The organism is Aureimonas ureilytica DSM 18598 = NBRC 106430 (assembly GCF_000382705.1).
Lineage (GTDB): Bacteria > Pseudomonadota > Alphaproteobacteria > Rhizobiales > Rhizobiaceae > Aureimonas > Aureimonas ureilytica.
Genome location: NZ_ARQE01000002.1, coordinates 512,322 through 534,780 on the forward strand (window position 1 = coordinate 512,322; position 22,459 = coordinate 534,780).

Genomic DNA, 22,459 nt, shown 5'->3' on the forward strand with positions numbered 1-22,459 from the left:
CGATCCATGGCCCGCATCCAGCTCGACCATATCCGCCACGCCTACACGCCGGACCTCGCCAAAGCCGGCACCTATGCGCTGCGCGAGATCGACCACACGTTCGAGGACGGCGGCGCCTATGCGCTGCTCGGCCCCTCGGGCTGCGGAAAGACGACGCTTCTCAACATCATCTCGGGGCTTCTGATCCCGTCGGAAGGCACGCTGCGCTTCGACGACAAGGACGTGACCGCCCTCTCGCCGGAAGCCCGCGACATCGCGCAGGTCTTCCAGTTCCCGGTCGTCTACGACACGATGACGGTGGCCGAGAATCTGGCCTTCCCCCTGAAGAACCGCCGGGTTCCGAAAGCCGAGATCGACCGGCGCGTTTCCGACATGCTGCGCCGCCTCGGGCTGGAGGCGAAGGCCAGGCGCAAGGCGCAAGGGCTCACCGCCGACGAGAAGCAGAAGATCTCGCTGGGGCGCGGCCTGGTGCGTTCCGACGTCAACGCCATCCTCTTCGACGAGCCGCTGACCGTCATCGACCCGCACATGAAATGGCAGCTCCGCTCGGAGCTGAAGGAGTTGCACCGCCAGTTCCGCATGACCATGGTCTATGTCACGCACGACCAGACCGAGGCGCTGACCTTCGCCGAGAAGGTCGTGGTGATGACGGAAGGCCAGGTCGTGCAGATCGGCACGCCCGAAGAGCTGTTCGAGCGCCCCCGCCACACATTCGTCGGCTATTTCATCGGCTCGCCCGGCATGAACGTTCTGCCCTGCGATCTCGACGGAGAGGACGCCGTCGTCTCCGGCGCGCGCGTCGCGCTCACCGGCCGCGCCGCGCCGCGCGGCGGGGCGCGCACCGAGCTTGGCATCCGTCCCGAATTCGTCCGCCTCGTGCCGCGCGGCGAAGGGCTGCCGGTGCGCATCACACGGGTCGAGGATGTCGGCGCCGAGCGCATCGTTCGCGCCGAGTTGAACGGGCAGAAGATCGTCTCCGTCGTGCCCGACGGCACCGCGCTCCCGGCCGAGGCCGATGTCAGTTTCGATCCCAAGGCCCTGCATCTCTACGCCGACAGCTGGCTCGTGGAAGGGAGGGCTCAAGCATGAACAAGACCTTCGACAATCGCGCCTGGTTCCTGGTCCTGCCGGTTCTGGTTCTCGTCGCCTTTTCCGCCGTCATCCCGCTGATGACCGTGGTGAACTACTCGGTTCAGGACTCCTTCGGCAACAACGAGTTCTTCTGGGCCGGCACCGAGTGGTTCCGCGAGATCCTGACCTCGCCGCGCTTCCACGACGCGCTCTGGCGCAATCTCCTGTTCTCGGCGATCATCCTCGCCATCGAAGTGCCGCTCGGCATTCTGGTCGCGCTCGCCATGCCCAAGAAGGGCATCTGGGTGCCGGTCTGCCTCGTTCTGATGGCGCTGCCGCTTCTCATTCCCTGGAACGTGGTGGGCACGATCTGGCAGGTCTTCGGGCGCGCCGATATCGGGCTTCTCGGCCACACGCTGGTAAGCCTCGGCATTCCCTACAACTACGTGCAGAACGCCTTCGACGCCTGGGTGACGCTGATCGTCATGGATGTCTGGCACTGGACGAGCCTCGTCGTGCTCCTCTGCTATGCCGGCCTCGTGTCGATCCCCGATGCCTATTATCAGGCCGCCAAGATCGACGGCGCCTCGCGCTGGGCCGTGTTCCGCTACATCCAGCTGCCGAAGATGGGCCGCGTGCTCCTCATTGCCGTTCTCCTGCGCTTCATGGACAGCTTCATGATCTACACCGAGCCCTTCGTGGTGACGGGCGGGGGGCCGGGCAATTCGACCACCTTCCTGTCGATCGACCTCGTGAAGATGGCGGTGGGCCAGTTCGACCTCGGCCCGGCGGCGGCGATGAGCCTGATCTACTTCCTGATCATCCTTCTTCTGTCCTGGGTCTTCTACACCGTGATGACCAATGCCGGCACGGACCGCCCGACCAAGGAGGGCTCGCGATGAGCGCGACCGATCTCGCTCCCGCCCGCGCCGGCGCGCTGCCGCCGGCGCTTCATTCGGAAGGCGCCCTGAAGGCGCGCTCGCGCATGGCGTCCGGCCATTTCCGGGCCAAGGCGCTGATCCCGATCCTCTATATCGTGTTCCTGCTCCTGCCGATCTACTGGCTCGTCAACATGAGCTTCAAGACGAATGGCGAGATCATCGGCGGCGTCACGCTCTGGCCGGCCGAGCCGACGCTCGCCAACTACCGGACGATCTTCACCGACCCGTCCTGGTACATGGGCTATGTGAACTCGATCACCTATGTCGTCCTTAACATGGTGATTTCGGTGGCCGTGGCGCTGCCGGCGGCCTACGCCTTCTCGCGCTACCGGTTCCTCGGCGACAAGCATCTCTTCTTCTGGCTGCTGACCAACCGCATGGCGCCGCCGGCGGTCTTCGCCCTGCCCTTCTTCCAGCTCTATTCCGCCTTCGGCCTGATCGACACGCATATCGCGGTGGCGCTCGCGCACTGCCTCTTCAACGTGCCGCTGGCGGTGTGGATTCTCGAAGGCTTCATGTCGGGCGTGCCGAAGGAGATCGACGAGACCGCCTATATCGACGGCTATTCCTTCCCGCGCTTCTTCGTGAAGATCTTCATGCCGCTGATCGCGAGCGGCATCGGCGTCGCGGCCTTCTTCTGCTTCATGTTCTCCTGGGTCGAACTCCTGATCGCCCGCACGCTGACGGTCACGGCCGCCAAGCCGATCTCCGCCATCATGACGCGCACGGTTTCGGCCGCCGGCATGGACTGGGGCGTCCTCGCCGCGGCGGGCGTCCTCACCATCATTCCCGGCGCGATCGTGATCTGGTTCGTGCGCAACTATATCGCCAAGGGCTTCGCCCTGGGGAGAGTGTGACATGCCCGACTTTTCCTGGATGGCCTGGACCACGCCGACCGCGCTCTTCTTCGCCTCGATCGCCCTTCTCGTCGCCCTCATGGGCCTGTGGGAATATGTCGCGCCCGGCGGCAGCCCGCGCTTCGGCATCCTGCGCTTCGAGACGACGCGGGGCGACCGCCTGTTCCTGTCGCTGCTCGGCTCGGCCTTCATCTGCCTCGGCTTCGTGGGCCTCGGCGGCGAGGACGCCAATCTCTGGGTCGCGCTCGGCGTCTCGTTCCTCTTCGCCCTCTTCGTTTTCCGCTTCGTCTGAGACCTTCGCCACCCGCGCCGGGAGAGCGCGGGCGAAGGCGACGGAGCGGCACCAAGGTCTTCGCGTCACCGGCCGATCGACGCGCAAAGGCCCTTCCCGATCGGCCTCGAACACTCTGGGAGGAGACACATGCAGAAACGACATTGGATGGCCTCGGCGGCGCTCGCCGCCCTCGCCCTCGCGTCGGGTCCGGCCTTTGCCGACATGAACGCCGCGAAGTCCTTCCTCGATGCCGAGATCAAGGACCTCTCCAGCCTGTCGCGCGCCGACCAGGAAAAGGAGATGCAGTGGTTCATCGATGCCGCGAAGCCCTTCGCCGGCATGGAGATCAAGGTCGTCTCCGAGACGATCACCACGCATGAATACGAATCCAAGGTCCTCGCCAAGGCCTTCTCCGACATCACCGGCATCAAGCTGACGCACGATCTGATCGGCGAAGGCGACGTGATCGAGAAGCTGCAGACGCAGATGCAGTCGGGCGAGAACATCTACGACGCCTATGTCAACGACTCGGATCTGATCGGCACCCACTGGCGCTACAATCAGGTCCGCAACCTCACCGACTGGATGGCCGGCGAGGGCAAGGACGTCACCTCCCCGACGCTGGACATCGCCGACTTCATCGGCACGAGCTTCACCACCGCGCCGGACAAGAAGCTCTACCAGCTACCCGACCAGCAGTTCGCCAATCTCTACTGGTTCCGCTACGACTGGTTCAACGACGAGAAGAACAAGGCCGACTTCAAGGCCAAATACGGCTACGACCTCGGCGTGCCCGTCAACTGGTCGGCCTACGAGGATATCGCGGAGTTCTTCACCGGCCGCGAGATCGACGGCAAGAAGGTCTTCGGCCATATGGACTATGGCAAGAAGGACCCCTCGCTCGGCTGGCGCTTCACCGACGCCTGGCTCTCCATGGCTGGCAATGGCGACAAGGGCCTGCCGAACGGGTTGCCGGTCGACGAATGGGGCATTCGCGTCAACGACAAGTCGCAGCCTGTCGGCTCGTGCGTGGCGCGCGGCGGCGACACCAACGGCCCGGCCTCGGTCTATGCCATCGAGAAATATCTCGAATGGCTGAAGAAATACGCCCCGCCGACCGCGCAGGGCATGAACTTCTCCGAAAGCGGCCCGGTGCCCGCGCAGGGCGAGGTCGCCCAGCAGATCTTCTGGTACACCGCCTTCACCGCCGACGCCGTGAAGCCCGGCCTGCCGGTGGTCAACGCCGACGGCACGCCGAAATGGCGCATGGCCCCCTCGCCGCACGGCGTCTACTGGGTCGACGGCATGAAGCTCGGCTATCAGGATGTGGGCTCCTGGACCCTCATGCAGTCCACGCCCACCGACCGCGCCAAGGCCGCCTGGCTCTACGCGCAGTTCGTCACCTCCAAGACGGTGGATGTGAAGAAGGCCCATTACGGCCTGACCTTCGTTCGCGAATCCACGATCCGCGACAAGAGCTTCACCGAGCGCGCCAAGGATCTCGGCGGCCTCGTCGAGTTCTACCGCTCGCCCGCCCGCAAGCAGTGGTCGCCGACCGGCACCAACGTGCCCGACTACCCGAAGCTCGCGCAGCTCTGGTGGCAGGCGATCGGCGATGCGGCGGCCGGCAACAAGACGCCGCAGGAAGCCATGGACACGCTCTGCGCCGAGCAGGAGAAGGTCATGGCGCGCCTGGAGCGCGCCAAGGTCCAGGGCGACAAGGGCCCGGTGCTCAACGAAGAGCACGATATGGCCTACTGGGTCGAGGAAGCCAAGAAGAACGGCACGATCGCGCCCCAGCCCAAGAAGGCCGACGAGAAGGAAAAGCCGATCACCGTCAACTATGACGAGCTGGTGAAGAGCTGGGCCGACGCGCCGGCTCCCACGAAGTAAGCATAGCTGGGTCTGACGACGAAGCGGCGGCACGGGTGCTCGTGCCGCCGCTTCCCTTGTTCTCGAACACGGGCCTTAGCGGCGGCGGTCGCCGCGCGAGGATCGGAGCGAGGCGGCCGGCCCGCTGGTCACTCCGGCGGTTTCGCATCCCCCAGAACGTCCGTCCAGAAATCGAACAATTGCCGGCCGCTCAGCGGAATGCGCGTGGTGCCCGTAGCGCGGGCGACGCGGGGCGAGCAGCCGAAGCGGCGGTGGAACGCTTTCGAGAACGTCGCCGTGTTGTCGAAGCCGAGCACATTGGCGATGTCGCCGATCGTGCGATGATCCTCGGGATGGAACAGGATGGCGCGCGCCGCTTCCAGCCGTCGCTCCTGAATGAAGGCCGAAACGCCGCCGAGTTCCGCGAAGGCGCGATAAAGGGTCGAGCGGGCGATCTCCAGATCCTTCGAGATCATGTCGGGCGTCAGCGCGGGCGAGGAGAGGTTCTGCTGGATATAGCGCTCCACCCGGTTGCGGATGGCGGGCGGCGTCGAGGCCTGGTTGGTTTTCTTGCGCGCGGCGAGTTCGTCCAGCGCCGCCGCGATCAGCGTCAGCGACGCTCGCGTGATGCGCTCGGCCTCGGCGGTCGAGAGCGTCGGCAGATGGCGCTCCAGCGACATCATGTGGTCGATCAGAAAACCGGCGCTGGCCGAGCGGAAGACATGGCCGTGCAGATCGGGAATGGCGGGAACGAGCTTGGCGAGCGCCCGCCGGGGCACGTTGATCATGATCCAGTGGCTGTCGGTCGAAAGGCCGGTCGAAGCGCGCGACGTGTCGAGGCCGATCAGTTCGCCATCGCCGAAATCGAAGGGCCTTCCTTCCGCCTCCCCCTTCCAGCGGCCTTCGCAGAAAAGCGCGAAGACGAGATTCGTCTGCTCGCCCTTGGACTCGCCGCTCGGCAGCCTGTCCACCCAGGCCGCCCTAGTACGCCCGGCCATGACCACGAGGGGCTCCAGCAACCAGGCGGAGGCGTCCATGTCGAAATCGCCGATATCGTGCCCGTCGGGAAGGCGAATGCTGTATTGCGGAAGAACCGCCTGCCATTTGCGAAACGCCGCTTCGGGCGTCGTGTCCTCGCTTCGAATGCGGACGAAGGGCAGCCGGTCGGTCATGGGCCTCCTATCCGCAACACAGGCAATACCGCCTCGCAAACAACAGTATCGCGTTCGTCATGTGCGAATGGAGCGAAAAATGTCGAAGAGATTTCGGTCGCGTCAACAGTTCAGGACGCGATCCGTTCCATAAGTGAGCAAACGAAATCCGCAGGCGCGACTGCAGAACGAGTTGCGCGCGGGCGCCAGCCTGCCGCCGAAGCCGGCACGGTCTGCGTTCAAGGACGGGGCGGAAGGCGCGGTTCTCTCAAGGGCAAGGAAGGGCGTGCGGCTTCGCCTCGAAGCCCTCCGGGCCGATCCGCACCGTCGCGGCGCTGCGCGTGCGCTCGCCGCTCGGATTGTCGCAAGCGTCCAAAGTCACGTCGCGCAGGGTCTGAGCCGGCTTCGCCGTTCCGTCCGCTTCGAGGCGGATCACGTCGAGAGCCGTCGTGGTCTGGCCCATATTGGTGAAGCTCGCCTCGAGAAGCACTTCGTCGCGTCCGTCGCCATTGCCGTCCGCCGCGGCGACGAGGCGTTGGTACTGGACATCGGGCGGAAGCCGGAAAAGCTGCGCCGCCTCGCCTTGCCCCGTGACGAGGAGAACCGGCGCCGGACCGTCGGGAAACGGCTCGATCGCGGCCGGCGCGCGGCTCTGGATCAGATAAACGCGCCCGCTCCCGTTCGCGAACGTTCCGTCCGCGTCGCCGAGGATCGCGAAGGTCTCGCCCATGTCCCGAGCCGCCTCGGGAGACGCCGTCTTCAGGAGCGCGGCGATCCGTCGGCGATCGGGTTGCGCGTAGAAGGCCTGCCCCGAGGTGAAGGCCGTGTCGCGATAATCCAGCAGGACCTCGCCTTCGGCATGAGCCGCGCCGGCAAGGAGGAGACCGGGAAGAACGGAAAGAAACGCGAGCTTGCGCATGATTTCAGAGAACTCCACGTCGCGAGCGGTCTTGGCGGACACTCGTGTTGAAGGAGAGAACGAGGCTCGGGGCCGCCATGGCGGCAGACCGGACAGGCGCGCTGCCCGGCCCACGTTCGGCGTCGATCCACAAGACGCCAGCCCCAGACAGCCAGCTGCCCGACCGCTCGCGGCCTCGGGCGTGCCCGTCGGTCTTCCGTTCGTGAGGGCCTACTGGACCACCACGCCCTTGCTCCCCGTCGGCGCCGACGCAGACGCGGCGGGCGTCCATTTCACCGGGTTGTAGTAGATCGGGTAGTCGGCCTGCGTGTTGGCCGAGCCCTCGCTGCGGTAATGGCCCTTGTAGGCGGCAGCGGCGAGGCGGCCGTTCTCGTGAATCATGAACATGACGCAGCCCTTGCCCGACTGGCCCTTGGTGAGCCCCTTGGCCGGCGGCGTCATGCATTTGGTGAAGCTGCCACCGCTCATGGCAAGGGCCGGCGCCTGTTCCTGATCACGGTCGTCGATGCCGACGAAGGCCCCGATCTGCTGAGCGGACAGGTCCTCGTCGCTGAGATTGGTGTATTCGTATCGGACATAATACGGGCGCGCATTGCGCAGATCGGCGGGGATTTCGAAGCCCGCGAGGTCGCTTTTCGAGCCCTCTTCGATCGCGGTGACCTTCAGTTCGATGGGCACTTCCGGCCCCTTGGGAACGAGATGGGGAACGGTCGCGGCCTCCCCCGCCCGCAGTTCCGAGCCTGCCTTGGCATAGGTCTCGGCAAATGCCGGCGCGGCGCTGAGAGCGACAAGGGTCGCGGCGATCTGAATGGACGTCTTCATCGGTTGCCTTCCGATTTCGGGACGGAAGCGTCGCTTCTCGCGCGCTCCGTCGCGTCTCCTCCTCCGGCCGATCAAAAAGCGGAAATGACGATCAGCCGCACTGATGGTTGCGAATGAAATGCAGCAGCTTTGCGGCACAGCTTGCGGAAGCGGGTTCGGGACGGGCGAGCGGACAGCTTCCGAACGCCGGCCGAACCCGCGCCGATCTCACAAGACGCGATAGGGCACGAAGCGGCGCACATCCCGATCGACGACGATCTCGCGGTCGGTCGGCGGAAAGGCGCGCTGGTCGCAGTCGGCGCGGGGGCAGAGGCGGCAGGTGCCGCCGATCGGCGTCGCCGTGCCCGACACGTCCATCCCGTCGGCATAGATGAAGGCGCCCGCGTGCTCGGCCTCGCAGCCGAGCGCGACGGCATAGCGCCGGGGCGGGCGGGCATAGGAGCCGGACGGCTTCACGAGGCCCTTGGCCATGGAGACGTAGCGCACCCCGTCCGGCATCTCGGCGAGCTGGACCAGCACCCGGTCGGGGATGGCGACGGCCTCGTGCACGATCCAGAGCGGGCAGGCGCCGCCGAAGCGCGCGAACTGCAGGCGCGTCGCCGAATGGCGCTTGGTGATGTTGCCGGCCATGTCCACCCGGCAGAAGAAGAAGGGCACGCCCAGCGCGCCCGGCCTCTGCAGCGTCGAGAGCCGGTGGCAGGTCTGCTCGAAGCTCGTCGCGAAGCTCTCGCGCAACCGGTCGATATCGTGCCGGAACGCCCGCGCCCGAGCGCGGAACCGCTCGTAGGGCATGAGAAGCGCCGAGGCGCCGTAATTGGCGAGCCCCGCCTGGAGGAGATGGCGCTCTTCCTCGCTCGGCAGTTTCGAGGCGCTCGCGATGTCGGCGATGATGGCGCCGAAGGACAGGAGCGCGATCTGGTTGGCGAGGGTGAAGCGCCGCGTCTCGGGCGGCAGCGCACGGCCGAGGGTGAGCCGCTTTGTGCCGGGGTCGAAGCTGCGCAGGATGCCCTCGCCTGCCGCCTCGCCCGCCTCCTCCAGCCTGACGCCGTGGCGCGCCTGGAGATAGGCGAGGAGATCGGCCTCGCGCGGCGGGTCGCCGGAGAGTTCCCCCGCCAGCGCCTCCGCCGCGAGGTCGAGCTCGTGAATGTAGTTGCCGGCCTCGTGGAACCAGTCGCGGATCCGCTCCCAGGGCAGGCGACCGCCCGCCACCGCGTTGTCGGCCAGCGCCTCGTCGTCCATCGAGCGGCGCTCCTGCATGGCGCGCCAGGAGGCGTGGAGCCGCGCGATCCGCTCGGCCAGCGCCGGCTGGCGCTCCAGGAGTTTCAGGACGCGCCTCGGGTCGTCCAACCCGTCGAACAGCGGATCGTCGAGGAGATGGGCGAGCGAGACGGCCGGGCGCCCTTGCGCCAGACGCCCGCCCGGCCAGTCGAGCGGGAAGGCTTGCGCGAGCCGCGCCGCGACGGGAGGGGTCAGCGGGCGGAGATCGTTCTCGATCTGCGAGAGATAGCTGACGGAGATGCCGAGCCGCGCCGCCATCCCGGCCTGTCCGAGCCCTTGCGCCGCCCGCAGGGCGCGAAGGTCGGACCCGACATAATCCACCATCGCCTTTCCCTTTTGTGAAATTTCGCAGACGCTGCTTCACGACACCACATTTGCATATCCGCCACCGGGCTGGAACAACAGCTCGGAATTTGCGAATTTTCACCGGGAGGACCCTCGATGCTGGACAGTCTCACCCGACTGGAGGAACGGCGCGCCGAGGCCCGCCAAGGCGGCGGCGAGCGGCGCATCGCGGCCCAGCATGCCAAGGGCAAGCTGACGGCGCGCGAGCGGCTGGAGGTGCTGCTCGACGAGGGCTCGTTCGAGGAGCTCGATATGTTCGTCGAGCACAATTGCACCGATTTCGGCATGGAGGCGCAGGTCATCCCCGGCGACGGCGTGGTGACGGGATCGGGCACGATCAACGGCCGGCTCGTCTTCGTCTTCTCCCAGGACTTCACCGTCTTCGGCGGCTCGCTGTCGGAACGCCACGCGGCCAAGATCTGCAAGATCATGGACATGGCCTTGAAGGTCGGCGCGCCTGTGATCGGGCTCAACGATTCGGGCGGCGCGCGCATCCAGGAGGGCGTGGCGAGCCTCGGCGGCTATGCCGAGGTGTTCCAGCGCAACGTGCTGGCGTCGGGCGTGGTGCCGCAGCTCAGCCTCGTCATGGGGCCCTGCGCCGGCGGGGCGGTCTATTCCCCGGCCATGACCGACTTCATCTTCATGGTGAAGGACTCGTCCTACATGTTCGTCACCGGGCCGGACGTCGTGAAGACGGTGACCAACGAGGTGGTGAGCCAGGAGGATCTCGGCGGCGCGGTGACGCACACGACGAAATCCTCCGTCGCCGACTGCGCCTTCGAGAACGACATCGAGGCGCTGCTGGCCGCCCGCGACCTCATGGGCTTCCTGCCGGCGTCCAACCGCTCCGGCCTGCCGGAGCGCGCCTCGGGCGATCCGTTCGATCGGCTGGAGCCGAGCCTCGACAGCCTGATCCCGCCGAGCCCCAACCAGCCCTACGACATGCACGAGCTGATCGCGAAGGTGGTCGACGAGGCTGAGTTCTTCGAGATCCAGCCTGATCATGCCGGCAACATCCTCACCGGCTTCGGGCGGATCGAGGGGCGGCCGGTCGGGATCGTCGCCAACCAGCCGATGGTGCTCGCCGGCTGCCTCGACATCAATGCCTCGAAGAAGGCCGCGCGCTTCGTGCGCTTCTGCGACGCGTTCGAAATCCCGATCGTCACCTTCGTGGACGTGCCGGGCTTCCTGCCGGGTGTCGCACAGGAGCACAACGGCATCATCAAGCACGGCGCGAAGCTCCTCTTCGCCTATGCCGAGGCGACCGTGCCGAAGATCACCGTCATCACCCGCAAGGCCTATGGCGGCGCCTATGACGTGATGGCCTCCAAGCACCTGCGCGGCGACCTCAACTACGCCTGGCCGACGGCCGAGATCGCGGTGATGGGCGCCAAGGGCGCGGTCGAGATCATCTTCCGGGGGCGGAGCGCGGAAGAGATCGCCGAGCGCACGGCGCAATACGAGCGCCGCTTCGCCAACCCGTTCGTCGCGGCCTCCAAGGGCTTCATCGACGAGGTCGTCATGCCCCATTCGACGCGCCGCCGCGTGGCGCTGGGGCTTCGCAAGCTGCGGGGCAAGCAGTTGCAGAACCCCTGGAAGAAGCACGACAACATCCCGCTTTAGAAGGGGAGACGCCGCGATGTTCGGACGCTTGAACCATGTGGGCGTGGCGACGCCTTCGATCGCCAAGGCACGGGAGCACTATGCCGGGCTCTTCGGCGACGGGGCTGTGAGCGAGGCCTTCGACCTGCCCGAACAGGGCGTCAGGGTCTGCTTCGTGGAGGCCGGCAACACGCAGATCGAACTGATCGAGCCGCTCAGCGACGCCTCGCCGATCGCCGGCTTTCTCGCGCGCAACCCGGCGGGCGGGCAGCATCATCTCTGCTTCGAGGTGGCCGATCTCGACATCGCGATCAACGACGCCAGGGCCCATGGCGCGCGCGTCCTCGGCACCCCGCGCCTCGGCGCGCACGGCACGCGGATCGTCTTCCTGCATCCGAAGGACATGGGCGGCGTCCTCGTCGAACTCATGGAGGCGCCCGATGGCGGACACTGAACGCCCGACCCTCAGCGACTGGGAGACGCTCGCCGCGCGCGAGGTGAAGGGCCGCGACCTCGACTGGCAGACGCCCGAGGGCATCAAAGTCAAGCCGCTCTACACGGAAGAGGACGTGGCCGGATGGGAGCCGGGCCTCCCCGGCTTCGCGCCCTTCACGCGGGGCGTGCGCGCCTCGATGTATGCCGGCCGTCCCTGGACGATCCGGCAATATGCCGGCTTCTCGACGGCCGAGGCCTCCAACGCCTTCTACCGGCGCAACCTCGCGGCGGGGCAGAAGGGCCTGTCGGTCGCCTTCGACCTCGCCACCCATCGCGGCTACGATTCGGACCACCCCCGCGTCACCGGCGACGTCGGCAAGGCGGGCGTCGCGATCGACACGGTGGAGGACATGAAGATCCTCTTCGACGGCATCCCGCTCGCAGAGATGTCGGTGTCGATGACGATGAACGGGGCGGTCATTCCGATCCTCGCCTTCTTCATCGTGGCGGGCGAGGAACAGGGCGTGCCGCGCGCGAAGCTCGACGGGACCATCCAGAACGACATCCTCAAGGAGTTCATGGTCCGCAACACCTATATCTACCCGCCCGAACCCTCCATGCGGATCGTCTCCGACATCTTCGCCTATACGAGTGCCGAGATGCCGAAGTTCAACTCGATCTCGATCTCCGGCTACCACATGCAGGAGGCGGGAGCGACGCAGCTCCAGGAGCTCGCCTTCACCATCGCCGACGGCATGGACTACGTGAAGTACGGGGTCGCGTCGGGCCTCGACATCGACGGTTTCGCGGGCCGTCTGTCCTTCTTCTTCGCCATCGGCATGAACTTCTTCATGGAAGTGGCCAAGCTCCGGGCCGCGCGCGTCCTCTGGCACCGGGCGATGACCGAACTCGGCGCGCGGGACGAGCGCTCCAAGATGCTGCGCACCCATTGCCAGACATCCGGCGTCTCGCTGACCGAGCAGGACCCCTACAACAACGTCATGCGCACCACGATCGAGGCCATGGCCGCGATGCTCGGCGGCACGCAGTCGCTCCACACCAACGCGCTGGACGAGGCCATCGCGCTGCCCACGGACTTCTCCGCCCGCATCGCCCGCAACACGCAGCTCGTCCTCCAGGAGGAGACGGGCATGACGAAGGTCGTCGATCCGCTGGGGGGTTCCTACTATGTCGAGAGCCTGACCAAGGCGCTGGTCGACGGCGCCTGGGAGCTGATCCAGCGCATCCAGGCCGAGGGCGGCATGGCGAAGGCCGTCGCGGCGGGCTGGCCGAAGGCGATGATCGAGGAGGCGGCCGCCGCGAAGGCTGCGCGCATCGACCGCGGCGAGGACGTGATCGTCGGCGTCAACAAGTATCGGCTATCGGAGGAAGCCCCCATCGACATCCTCGACGTCGACAACCACGCGGTGCGCGAGGCGCAGGTGCGGCGGATCGAACAGGTCAAGGCGAGCCGCGACGGGCAGGCCGTGGGACAAGCGCTGGAGGCCTTGCGCGAAGGCGCGAGGGCCAAGGGCAACCTCCTCGCCCTCGCGGTCGAAGCCGCGCGCGCCCGCGCGACGCTCGGCGAGATTTCGGCCGCGATGGAGGACGTGTTCGGCCGCTTCGGCACCCAGCCATCGCCCGTGAAGGGCGTCTATGGCGGGGCGTACAAGGACGATCCGCGCTGGACGCGCCTCACCGACGCCGTGGCCTCGACCGAGCGCCGCCTCGGCCGCCGGCCGCGCATGCTGGTGGCCAAGATGGGCCAGGACGGGCACGACCGAGGCGCCAATCTCGTCTCCTCCATGTTCGGCGATCTCGGCTTCGAGATCGTGCCGGGCCCCCTCTTCCAGACGCCGCAGGAGGCCGCCGCGCTGGCGGTCGAGTCCGACGTCGATGTCGTCGGCGCCTCGTCGCTCGCCGCCGGGCACAAGACGCTGATCCCCGAACTCATCGCCGAACTGGCGCAAGCGGGCCGGGCCGACATCAAGGTCGTCGCCGGCGGCGTCATCCCGGCGCAGGATTACGAGGCGCTGCGAAAGGCCGGGGTGTCCGCGATCTTCGGCCCCGGCACCAATCTCGTGGAGGCGGCGGCCGAGGTGCTGCGCCTTCTCGGCCACAACATGCCGCCGGCCGACGACACGTCCGGCCGCAGTGCCGCAGAATAAGGACCGCTCGTGTTCAAGAAGATCCTCATCGCCAATCGCGGCGAGATCGCCTGCCGCGTCATGCGCACCGCCAAGCGCATGGGGCTCGCGACCGTCGCCGTCTATTCCGACGCGGATGCGCTGAGCCCGCATGTCCTCATGGCCGACGAGGCGGTGCGCCTCGGCCCCGCGCCGGCGGCCGAGAGCTATCTGCGCGCCGACCTGATCCTGGAGGCGGCGAAGGCGACGGGTGCGGACTGCATCCATCCTGGCTACGGCTTCCTGTCGGAGCGCGAGAGTTTCGCGCGCGCCTGCGAGGAGGCCGGCATCGCCTTCGTCGGCCCGCCGCCATCCGCCATCGCGGCGATGGGCGACAAGATCCAGTCGAAGAAGCTGGCGAAGGAAGCCGGCGTCAACGTCGTGCCGGGCTATCTCGGCGAGATCGACGATACCGAGCATGCGGTGCGCATTTCGGCCGAGATCGGCTTTCCCGTGATGATGAAGGCCTCGGCCGGCGGCGGCGGCAAGGGGATGCGCCTCGCCTGGAACGAGGAGGATGTTCGCGAGGGCTTCGAGGCGGTGAAGCGCGAGGGCCTGTCGAGCTTCGGCGACGACCGCGTCTTCATCGAAAAGTTCATCGAAGAGCCGCGCCACATCGAGATCCAGGTGCTCGGCGACAAGCACGGCACCGTCCTCTATCTCGGCGAGCGCGAATGCTCGATCCAGCGGCGGCACCAGAAGGTGGTGGAGGAAGCGCCCTCGCCTTTCGTCACCCCCGACATGCGGAAGGCGATGGGCGAGCAGGCCGTGGCGCTCGCCAAAGCCGTCGGCTACCACTCGGCCGGCACGGTGGAACTGATCGTCTCGGGCGCCGACCCGACGGGGGAGAGCTTCTACTTCCTCGAGATGAACACGCGCCTCCAGGTCGAGCATCCCGTCACGGAAATGGTCACCGGGCTCGATCTGGTGGAGGAGATGATCCGCGTCGCGGCGGGCGAGCGGCTTCGCCTCACCCAGGACGAGGTTCGCCTCGACGGCTGGTCGATCGAGACGCGCGTCTACGCCGAGGACCCCTATCGCGGCTTCCTCCCCTCCACCGGCCGGCTCGTGCGCTACCGCCCGCCGGAGGCCGGCGACGGAGTGCGCGTGGACGATGGCGTCGCGGAGGGCGGCGAGGTCTCGATGTTCTACGATCCGATGATCGCCAAGCTCGTGACCCACGGAACGACGCGCGACGAAGCGATCCAGCGGCAGGTCGAGGCGCTGGATCGCTTCGCGATCAGCGGGCTCGGGCACAATATCGACTTCCTCTCGGCCCTCATGCAGCACGAGCGCTTCCAAAGGGGCGCGCTGACCACCGGCTTCATCGCGGAAGAATACAAGGACGGCTTCACCGGCCAGGAGCCGGACGAGCCCCTGGCGCGCCGGCTCGCGGTCGCCGCCGTCATGGTCGCGCTCACCCGCGCCGAGCGCGATGCCACGATCGACGGTCAGCTCGGCCCCGCCATCCGCCCCTCGCCACGGCGGATCGCCGAACTCGGCGAACGACGCTTCGACATCACCGTGTCCGGCACGGGATCGGCGCGGGACGTGTCGATCGACGGCGCGCCGCCCGTCCCGGCGCGGCTGGACTGGAGCCCCGGCGAGGCGATGGCGCGCGTCACGCTCGATGGCGAGCCCCTGTGGATGCGCGTCGCTCCGACGCTGACGGGCGCTCGCCTGACGACGCGCGGGGCGACCCATGCGTTAAGGGTCCTCCCGCCGCGCATCGCCGAGCTTTCGCGGCATATGCTCCAGAAGGCTCCGCCCGATCTCTCGCGCCTTCTGATCTGCCCGATGCCGGGCCTTCTGACGCAGCTTCGCGTCGCGCCGGGAGACCGGGTGGAAGCCGGTCAAATCCTCGGCACGATCGAGGCGATGAAGATGGAAAACAATCTGCGCGCGCTCAAAGCGGCGACGATCGCGGCCGTCCACGCGAGCGTCGGCGACAGCCTGCCCGCCGACTTCGTGATCCTCGAATTCGAGTGAGGCCGGCCGAGCGGCGTTGACGCTCGGCCAGCGACGCGACCCGATCAGCCCGCCCGCGTCTCCCCGGACCAGCCGACCGCCCGCGCGGCCGTCCGGAACCTGTCGGTGAGCATGGGGGGCGAGGCCACCGCCTCCGGGTCGGGGACGCCGAACGCCGCGGTGACGAGAACGCTGCGCCCGGCGGGCACGACGCCCGCAAGACGCGGAAAGAAGGTGCGGGGAACCAGGAGATTGGTGTTGGGCGCTGCCCTGATCACGCTCGCCTCGCGCTGGCCCGAGAGATCGAGAAGGCCGGAGAGGGCCGAGCGCGTTCGAACGAAGCCGCGCCCCGGCTCGATCTCGAACCAGTCTTCCGGCGAGATATGCCCGTCGCCGGTGCGGTCCAACGCGAAGCCCCCCTCGGCGACGTGGAGCGGCGCGTCGGTGTCGATCCGGTGAAGCCGCACATGCCAGCCCGGCCCGGCGAAATCGAGCCAGGTCTCGATGCTGAGGCCATCGTCGGGCTGCCAGCGCCCCCAGACGAGTCCCTGATCCGTCCCAGCCTCGGTGATCCGGCAGCGCGACTGCCAGACGAGCCCGTCGCGCGACACCATCAACCCGCTGTCGACCGCGCTGCGCTCGGGCCGATCGGGCGCCCAGGCATCGCTCGCCACCGAGAAGCCGAAGGCGGCGGAATAGGCGAAGCGGCCATATTTGGCGTCGGAACAGCGGTGCTCGCGCCCGTCCTGCCCGCCGGTCAGCATGAGCGCTTCGCCCGGCTCCCGCCGCAGCGCGAAGCCGCCGGCCGAAGACAGGCGCGGGCCATCCGGCAGCGCCTCCGGCTCCTCCTCCTCGGCCATCCAGAACGGGTGATCCTCAGGCAGGGCCGCGACCAGAAAGGTCTTCAGCGCCCAATAGGGCGAGCCCGGCGCGTTATAGGCTTCCGAAACGAGGAGGTTGGGATAGGCATAGCCGATCGTCAGAATGCCGTCGCGATCGGCGATCGGCTGGTTCGCCCACCAGCGGAGATGGCGCAGGAGAAGGCCCTTGATCCGTCCCCAGGGAAGAACCGCCTCGCCCGCGAAGGCGCAGGCCGCCCAGAAGGCGCCCTGAACGAAGCGATAGGTCATGGAGCGCCCGAACGGGATCGCCGCACCGCTATCGGCGAACCAGAACTGGAAATCCTCGGCAAAGCGCCGGGCGCGCTCGCGAAAGCGCGCGGCGTGGTCGGGGAAGAGATCGGGGGCGAGCTGCGCCAGCATCAGCCCGTAGAAATGCATTCCCATCGGCGTGTAATAGTCGAGCTGGTACCATTTGCCGTCGCGGTAATACCCATCGGCGATGTGGAACGTGTCGAGCCGATCCAGCGCCTCTTCCACCGCCTCGCGCGACCAGTCCTCGCCGACGCGGCGCAGTGCGAGATTGGTCAAGACGCGGAAGAAGAGCCAATTGTTGTCGGCGGTCGGATGCGCGTTGATCGACCGCATCCAGGCCGCGAGCCGGCGCTTGGCCGCGTCCGGCAGCGGCGCCCAGAACGTCTCGGGGGCGAGCAGGAGAGCCTGCGACAGGCCCGCCATTTCCACCATGCGCTGGTCGTGCCGGCCAACATCGCCCCAATAATCGGGGTGATCGGGGTTCGTGCCGTGGTCGAGCCCGGACAGCACGAGATCCAGCCCTTCGAAGGCACCGCCGCCGGCGGCCAGGGGCGCGAGACCCCAGAGCGGCCGGGTGAAGCTTTCCATCTCCGCCGCCGCGCTCGCGTAATGCACGCCGCCGACGCCGAGGCGAACCCGCGCGCCGCTTTCGGAGTACCAGGGCAGGAGCGGCGCATGGAGCGCGCGCACGGCTTCCTGCAGATCGGCTCGCGTTTCCAGCTTGTTGCCATGCAAGGGGTTGCAGTGGACCAGCCGGCGCACGGCCGCTTCCTCCGCCCAGGCGCTCGGCGCGGCTCGACTCATTCTGATTTCCTCCTGACTCAAGGATCGGCCCTCGCTCGCATCGGCCTGCGCAGCGCATCTGGGGCGATCGATGTCCGGCGTCGCGACGGCTCACGCCTGATCGCCGGCGCCCTAGCCCCGCTGGCCAGCGCTCGAGGCCGCCGCGCCGATATGCCCGCGATGCAGAAGCTCGCGGTGGCGCTCCTGGCTGCCCTTGAGATGGGCGCGCATCGCCTCGCGCGCCTCGTCCGCATCGCCCCGCGAGATCGCCAGAACGATGCGCTCGTGCTCGGCATTGAGCTGGCCGTGATAGCTGCGCTCGGCCTCGGCCCGGCTGCGGGTGACGATCTCGGATTTCGGAATGGCCGTCTGTCCGTTCGCGATCAGAAACTCGGCGAAATGCGGATTGTTGGTGGCCTGCGCGATGGCGAGGTGCAGGGCGAAGTCAGCTTCGCGGATCGGCGCGCCCTGCTTCGTGCAGGCGACCACCGCGCCATGGCGCTCCAGGATGTCCTCTTCCTGCGCCGGCGAACGGCGCGAGGCGGCAAGGCCGGCGGCCTCGATCTCGATCGGCGTGCGGATTTCGAGAATTTCCAGTGCGGACGTGACCTTGGCGCGCTCGACCCGGCGCAGCGGATCGCTCGGCGCGCGCATGTCGCGAACGAAGACGCCCGCCCCTTGCCGGGCCTCCACGAGGGATTCGATCCGCAGCGTGGCGATCGCCTCGCGCACCACGGTTCGGCTGACACCGTAATGCTCGGTCAGCTTCGCCTCGCTCGGCAGCTTGTCGCCGGGCTGGAACTCGCCGCCGACGATCGCGTCGCGCAGCGCGTCGCTGAGCTTCAGGACGAGGCTTCCGGCGGGCCGCCGGGCGACGCTGATCTGTCCCATGACGCTTCTTTCCCCTTTGGACCTCGCCTCACCCTTCATGACATGTTCTACAAGTTGCGACAACTCTCAAACTTGTCTCATGGCTTCGGGCGATCAGACTTCGTGGCCGAACGCCTCGATCCGTGTGAGCGCGGGAAAGGGCGATGGGTCGTCGGCCTTCACCAGCCGCTCCAGCCGCAGCCATTCCACCACGCGCGGCACGATCGGAAATCCCTGCCGCCGACCGGTCTTCGCGAGGTTCAACGTCTCGCGCGAGCCGTCGGACAGAACGATATCCGCCTGACGCCACCAGGCGTCGTGCGGAAAGTCGGCGCGCAGGGTCAGCGCCACCTCGTCGAGGCGCACGCGCCGTCCGAAGTCGAGGGTCAAGGCGGCGTTCGGGTCCTGGTTGATGCCCCAGCTCGTATAGGGCCAGAACCCGTGGTCGTCATTGGCGCATTCGCCGTCGATCGCGTTGCGCGCCGCGAACACCGCCTCGCCGCGCGTTTCCACATTGGCGCTGGCATGGGGAAAGGCCGACGCATTGCCGGGGTCGTCATAGGGATTGAGCGCCAGATCGCGACGCGCCGCGAGTTCCTCCGGCCGCGCCAGACGCACCGAAAGGCGATGCAGCTCGCCCGAGAAGGCGCGCGGCGAATAGGTCTTGCGGCGTGGGCCGAAGGGCACCGGCAGGGCGAAGCGGCCGCCCTTGAGGAAGACCAGCGCCGGCGCCATCGCGTCGTCCAGCGAGAGGTGAACGAAGGTGCCCTCGCCCGCCGTCTCGCCCCCTGTCTCGCCCCCTGTCTCGACCGCCACGACGTCGCCCTCGGCATAGGTCTCGCGGAAGACGAGAAACACCTCGTCCGCCGCCGTGCGCTGCGCGCGCGGGCGTCCCTCGCCGTCCAGAACGCTCAAGGTGAGATTCATCGCTTCCAGCCTTTCAGGTGATGGTGAGTTTCAGCGGGCCAAGCAAAGGGAGGCGAAGTCGCCAGATGCGAGGTCCCCAGGCAAGGCCGAGCCGCGCATCCGCGATCTCGACCGTCTCGCAAAGCGGCGGCCCGGCCCCCTCCACGACGATGCGCGCGCCGCTGACGGGCAGCATGATCGTGCCGGGCTCCAGCTGCGGGGCTTCGGCGAAGAGGAGCGACAACTCGCCCGCTCGCTCGCCTTGCCAGCGGTCCTCGATCTCGACCGCTCCGCCCTTCGAGAAACGCACCGAGCGCCGATAGAAGCGAAGCCCGGCCGATGGCGGATAGGCGCCGGCTATCTCCATGTCGATCAGCGTTTCCCGCTCGCCGAGCAGGACCTCGTGCTCGCTCGTGCCGAACGCCACGCCGTCCGCCTGCATCGCGCCCTCGAAGCTCGGCAGGTTGTGCCAGGCCGATTGCATGGTCCAGATTTCGTAGCGGCGCGGCGAGAAGGTCTTGGCCGTATAGGTTTCGACGCCGAGATCGATCAGCACCGGCGCACCGCCGCGCCAGAGGGTGACGCTGCCGACATCGTTGTGATTGTGGCTGTCGCCATTGTGGCCGCCCTTCACCGCGAGGGCGAACCGCGCGTCGCGCGCGACGGTGAGCCCGATGCTTGGATAGTGCCGATCGCGCCGGGGCGGCTCGCCCTTGGCTGCAGCGGTCAGCGCCTCATGGTCCAGCGCTTCCCGCAGTCGATACCAGAGATTGATCTCGTCCGGCCGCTCGAAGCTCGCGGCCCTCGCGGCGTCGCTTGCTGCGAACCGCTCCAGAAAGGGCGAGCCGACCGCCTGCCCGAAGCGCCATTCGCGCGCGCCGCAGGGCTCCAGCCGGGCCGAGGCATCCCCGAAATTGAAATAATGTGGTCCCTCCACCTGCATGTCCGCCAGAAACTCGGCCATCGCCTTGAGCTTTGGAAGATGCCAGAGCGGCGCGAACGCGCCCGGGGCGACGCTGGAGAGGATGTCCAGCGCGCCATGGAGGCACAGCGCGGCATGACGCCAGTAGAGCGCGCCTTCCGCGCAGGCGCCGTCCTCGCCGTAATCCTTCCAGAAGGCGTCGAGGCTGCGCGCGGCCTGCTCCACCACGCGGCGGCGCGTACCTTCGCCATGCGGGCGCGAAAAGACCGTAAGCAGGACGTTCTGCGTGCACCAGGCCGTCCAATTGTTCATCGGCTCGTCGCCGTCGCCCATCCACCAGAAATGAACGTCGAGATAGGGAGTCACGATGCGCCGCTCGATTTCCCGGTCGACACGCCGCAGGATCGCGGGGTCCGCCGCATCGAGCGGCCCGGCGAGCAGATGGCCCGCCACCGCCAGAAGGGCGCCGGTCTCGGCGGCGAAGAGGTCGATCACCGGGCGCTCGTTGTCCGGCAGCGGCAGGCGCGGCCCGCCGCGCACGTGGCTGTTATGGGCCGGCAATTGCCAGCCGCTTTCCTCGCAAAGAAGCATCATTCCGTCGATCACGGCGTCCAGAAAGCGGCCCAGCCCCTCCACGCATTCGGCCAGAACCAGCGCGGCGAGCTGCCGGCGGCGATCGAAATAGAGCGCCTCGAAACGGGCGCGGTCGCCTTCGCGCACATAGGCGCGGTAGTCGCTGGCGAGGAGCTGCGGCCACGGGCGCGCCTGCATCGCCTCGCCGCGCGCGACGAGAGCATGGCGCACCGCCTCGGGAAGCGCGTCCCAGGCCGCACGGTCCTCGAAGACGGGTCCCGGCGAAAAGGCGCCGAGCGCGGCTGGCAGACGCACCAGCGCCGTCGAGAAGGGAGCGGCGGCGGTCGCATTGCCGGTCACAGGCGTCTCACGCTCGGCCCTCTCACTCTCGCCGGTCCGCTCAATGCCCATGTCGGCGCTCATGCCGGCCACCCGCAGAACTCGTCATACCACTTGCTCCGAAATTCGTGAAACCGCCGCGCCGAAATCGAACTTGTGCTACCGCAAAAATACAAGTACGACAAGTTTGCGCGGTGGAGGGAGAGCCCCGTGCGGGAGGGAGGGCCAAGGCCCTCGTCAGGGAGGACAGAGCATGTCCACTATCGACGCGGACGCAGCTTCGGCCCGCCGTTCGCGGCGCGTCCTGCTGACCAAACAGCAGCGCCGGCGCCGCGCTCATCTCGTGGCCTATTCCTTCATCGCGCCGAATTTCCTCGGCTTCGCGATCTTCACGCTCGGACCGATCCTCTTCGCCTTCGCGCTGGCCTTCCTGCATTGGGACGGCTCCAACCCGATCCGCTTTGCGGGCCTCGCCAATTTCTGGCGCCTGTTCGAGGACCGCGCCTTCCTGGCGGCCTTCTGGAACACGCTTCTCTATACGCTCTTCTCGGTGCCGCTGACGCTGGTCTGCGCGCTCGGCCTCGCGATCCTCCTCAACCGGCCGATGTTCGGACGGGACTTCTTCCGAACCGCCATGTTCTTTCCCTATGTCGCCTCGCTGGTGGCGGTCGCCGTGGTCTGGAACATGCTGTTCAACCCCGAGATGGGGCCGGTGAACATGCTGCTCTACACGCTCGGCATCGATCCGCAGAACCTGCCGGGCTGGGCCGCCGACCGGCATTGGGCGATGGTCACGGTCGTGTTCTTCGGCGTCTGGAAGAGCATGGGCTACTACATGGTCATCTATCTCGCGGGGCTTCAGGGCATCAATGCCGAGCTCTACGAGGCGGCCAATCTGGACGGGGCCAATGGCTGGCAGAAGTTCTGGCACGTGACCGTGCCGCAGCTCGCGCCCACCACCTTCTTCGTGTCGGTGATGCTGACCATCCAGTCCTTCAAGGTGTTCGATCAGATCTATCTGATCACGCAGGGCGGGCCGGGCACGTCCACGCTGGTTCTGGTCTACCACATCTACAACGAAGCCTTCGTGAGCTGGGACCTCGGCTATTCCTCGATGGTCGCGCTCGTCCTCTTCCTGATGGTGCTGACGATCACGGTCGTGCAGTTCCGCCTGCAGCGCGAAGATTGAGG

General features: G+C 67.4%; 18 protein-coding genes. 10 read left to right on the forward strand and 8 right to left on the reverse strand.

Annotated elements, in window-relative coordinates; genetic code table 11:
- Nucleotides 1-6: 6 nt before the first annotated feature.
- From B146_RS0106245 to B146_RS0106265, 5 genes are all read left to right on the forward strand, one after another.
- The gene (locus B146_RS0106245; RefSeq protein ID WP_019995565.1) at nt 7-1,089 is read left to right on the forward strand and encodes an ABC transporter ATP-binding protein; all 1,083 of its coding nucleotides are present in this window, start codon (nt 7-9) and stop codon (nt 1,087-1,089) included.
- A complete protein-coding gene (locus tag B146_RS0106250; protein WP_019995566.1) occupies nt 1,086-1,973 on the forward strand; it encodes a carbohydrate ABC transporter permease in 888 nt (295 codons plus the stop codon). The genes B146_RS0106245 and B146_RS0106250 overlap by 4 nt, the downstream gene beginning before the upstream one ends.
- Nucleotides 1,974-2,056: 83 nt before the next feature.
- Nucleotides 2,057-2,869, forward strand: coding sequence for a carbohydrate ABC transporter permease (locus tag B146_RS0106255; RefSeq protein ID WP_026358373.1), 813 nt, complete (start codon nt 2,057-2,059; stop codon nt 2,867-2,869).
- Nucleotide 2,870: 1 nt separating this feature from the next.
- Nucleotides 2,871-3,161 carry a DUF2160 domain-containing protein gene (locus tag B146_RS0106260; RefSeq protein ID WP_019995568.1) on the forward strand — a complete coding sequence of 97 codons (291 nt, stop codon included), beginning with the start codon at nt 2,871-2,873 and terminating at the stop codon, nt 3,159-3,161.
- A gap of 147 nt (nt 3,162-3,308) precedes the next feature.
- Complete coding sequence (locus B146_RS0106265) at nt 3,309-5,036, forward strand: ABC transporter substrate-binding protein (protein WP_019995569.1); 1,728 nt, start codon at nt 3,309-3,311, stop codon at nt 5,034-5,036.
- 128 nt (nt 5,037-5,164) lie between these two features.
- Here B146_RS0106265 and B146_RS27610 read toward each other — a convergent pair whose 3' ends face one another.
- The 4 genes from B146_RS27610 to B146_RS0106285 all read right to left on the reverse strand — a co-directional run bounded on the left by B146_RS27610 (nt 5,165) and on the right by B146_RS0106285 (nt 9,509).
- Nucleotides 5,165-6,187, reverse strand: coding sequence for a helix-turn-helix domain-containing protein (locus tag B146_RS27610; RefSeq protein ID WP_019995570.1), 1,023 nt, complete (start codon nt 6,185-6,187; stop codon nt 5,165-5,167).
- 247 nt (nt 6,188-6,434) lie between these two features.
- Entirely contained in the window at nt 6,435-7,085 is a 651-nt protein-coding gene (locus B146_RS0106275) for a hypothetical protein (protein WP_026358375.1), read from the reverse strand.
- A 210-nt stretch (nt 7,086-7,295) separates the two neighbouring features.
- On the reverse strand, nt 7,296-7,907 hold the full coding sequence (locus B146_RS27615) for a hypothetical protein (RefSeq protein WP_019995572.1): 612 nt from the start codon (nt 7,905-7,907) through the stop codon (nt 7,296-7,298).
- Between the two features lie 207 nt (nt 7,908-8,114).
- Entirely contained in the window at nt 8,115-9,509 is a 1,395-nt protein-coding gene (locus B146_RS0106285; RefSeq protein ID WP_019995573.1) for a helix-turn-helix domain-containing protein, read from the reverse strand.
- 117 nt (nt 9,510-9,626) lie between these two features.
- On the opposite strand from B146_RS0106285, the gene B146_RS0106290 reads away from it, so the two are divergent.
- The 4 genes from B146_RS0106290 to B146_RS0106305 are packed head-to-tail and all read left to right on the forward strand — an operon-like array spanning nt 9,627 to nt 15,742.
- Nucleotides 9,627-11,153, forward strand: a complete 1,527-nt coding sequence (locus B146_RS0106290) for an acyl-CoA carboxylase subunit beta (RefSeq protein WP_019995574.1) — start codon at nt 9,627-9,629, stop codon at nt 11,151-11,153.
- Nucleotides 11,154-11,169: 16 nt separating this feature from the next.
- The gene (gene mce, locus B146_RS0106295; protein ID WP_019995575.1) at nt 11,170-11,586 is read left to right on the forward strand and encodes a methylmalonyl-CoA epimerase; all 417 of its coding nucleotides are present in this window, start codon (nt 11,170-11,172) and stop codon (nt 11,584-11,586) included.
- Nucleotides 11,573-13,735, forward strand: a complete 2,163-nt coding sequence (gene scpA, locus B146_RS0106300; RefSeq protein ID WP_019995576.1) for a methylmalonyl-CoA mutase — start codon at nt 11,573-11,575, stop codon at nt 13,733-13,735. Before mce ends, scpA begins: the two co-directional genes overlap by 14 nt.
- A gap of 9 nt (nt 13,736-13,744) precedes the next feature.
- Nucleotides 13,745-15,742, forward strand: coding sequence for an acetyl-CoA carboxylase biotin carboxylase subunit (locus tag B146_RS0106305; RefSeq protein ID WP_019995577.1), 1,998 nt, complete (start codon nt 13,745-13,747; stop codon nt 15,740-15,742).
- A 44-nt stretch (nt 15,743-15,786) separates the two neighbouring features.
- Here B146_RS0106305 and B146_RS25245 read toward each other — a convergent pair whose 3' ends face one another.
- From B146_RS25245 to B146_RS0106325, 4 genes are all read right to left on the reverse strand, one after another.
- Entirely contained in the window at nt 15,787-17,679 is a 1,893-nt protein-coding gene (locus B146_RS25245; RefSeq protein ID WP_019995578.1) for a DUF2264 domain-containing protein, read from the reverse strand.
- Nucleotides 17,680-17,790: 111 nt separating this feature from the next.
- Nucleotides 17,791-18,549, reverse strand: a complete 759-nt coding sequence (locus tag B146_RS0106315) for a FadR/GntR family transcriptional regulator (RefSeq protein ID WP_019995579.1) — start codon at nt 18,547-18,549, stop codon at nt 17,791-17,793.
- A 93-nt stretch (nt 18,550-18,642) separates the two neighbouring features.
- Complete coding sequence (locus B146_RS0106320) at nt 18,643-19,455, reverse strand: hypothetical protein (RefSeq protein WP_019995580.1); 813 nt, start codon at nt 19,453-19,455, stop codon at nt 18,643-18,645.
- A gap of 13 nt (nt 19,456-19,468) precedes the next feature.
- Nucleotides 19,469-21,352 (reverse strand): heparinase II/III domain-containing protein, encoded by a 1,884-nt coding sequence (locus B146_RS0106325; RefSeq protein ID WP_019995581.1) that lies wholly within the window; start codon nt 21,350-21,352, stop codon nt 19,469-19,471.
- A gap of 169 nt (nt 21,353-21,521) precedes the next feature.
- On the opposite strand from B146_RS0106325, the gene B146_RS0106330 reads away from it, so the two are divergent.
- On the forward strand, nt 21,522-22,457 hold the full coding sequence (locus B146_RS0106330; RefSeq protein ID WP_019995582.1) for a carbohydrate ABC transporter permease: 936 nt from the start codon (nt 21,522-21,524) through the stop codon (nt 22,455-22,457).
- Nucleotides 22,458-22,459 lie beyond the last annotated feature (2 nt).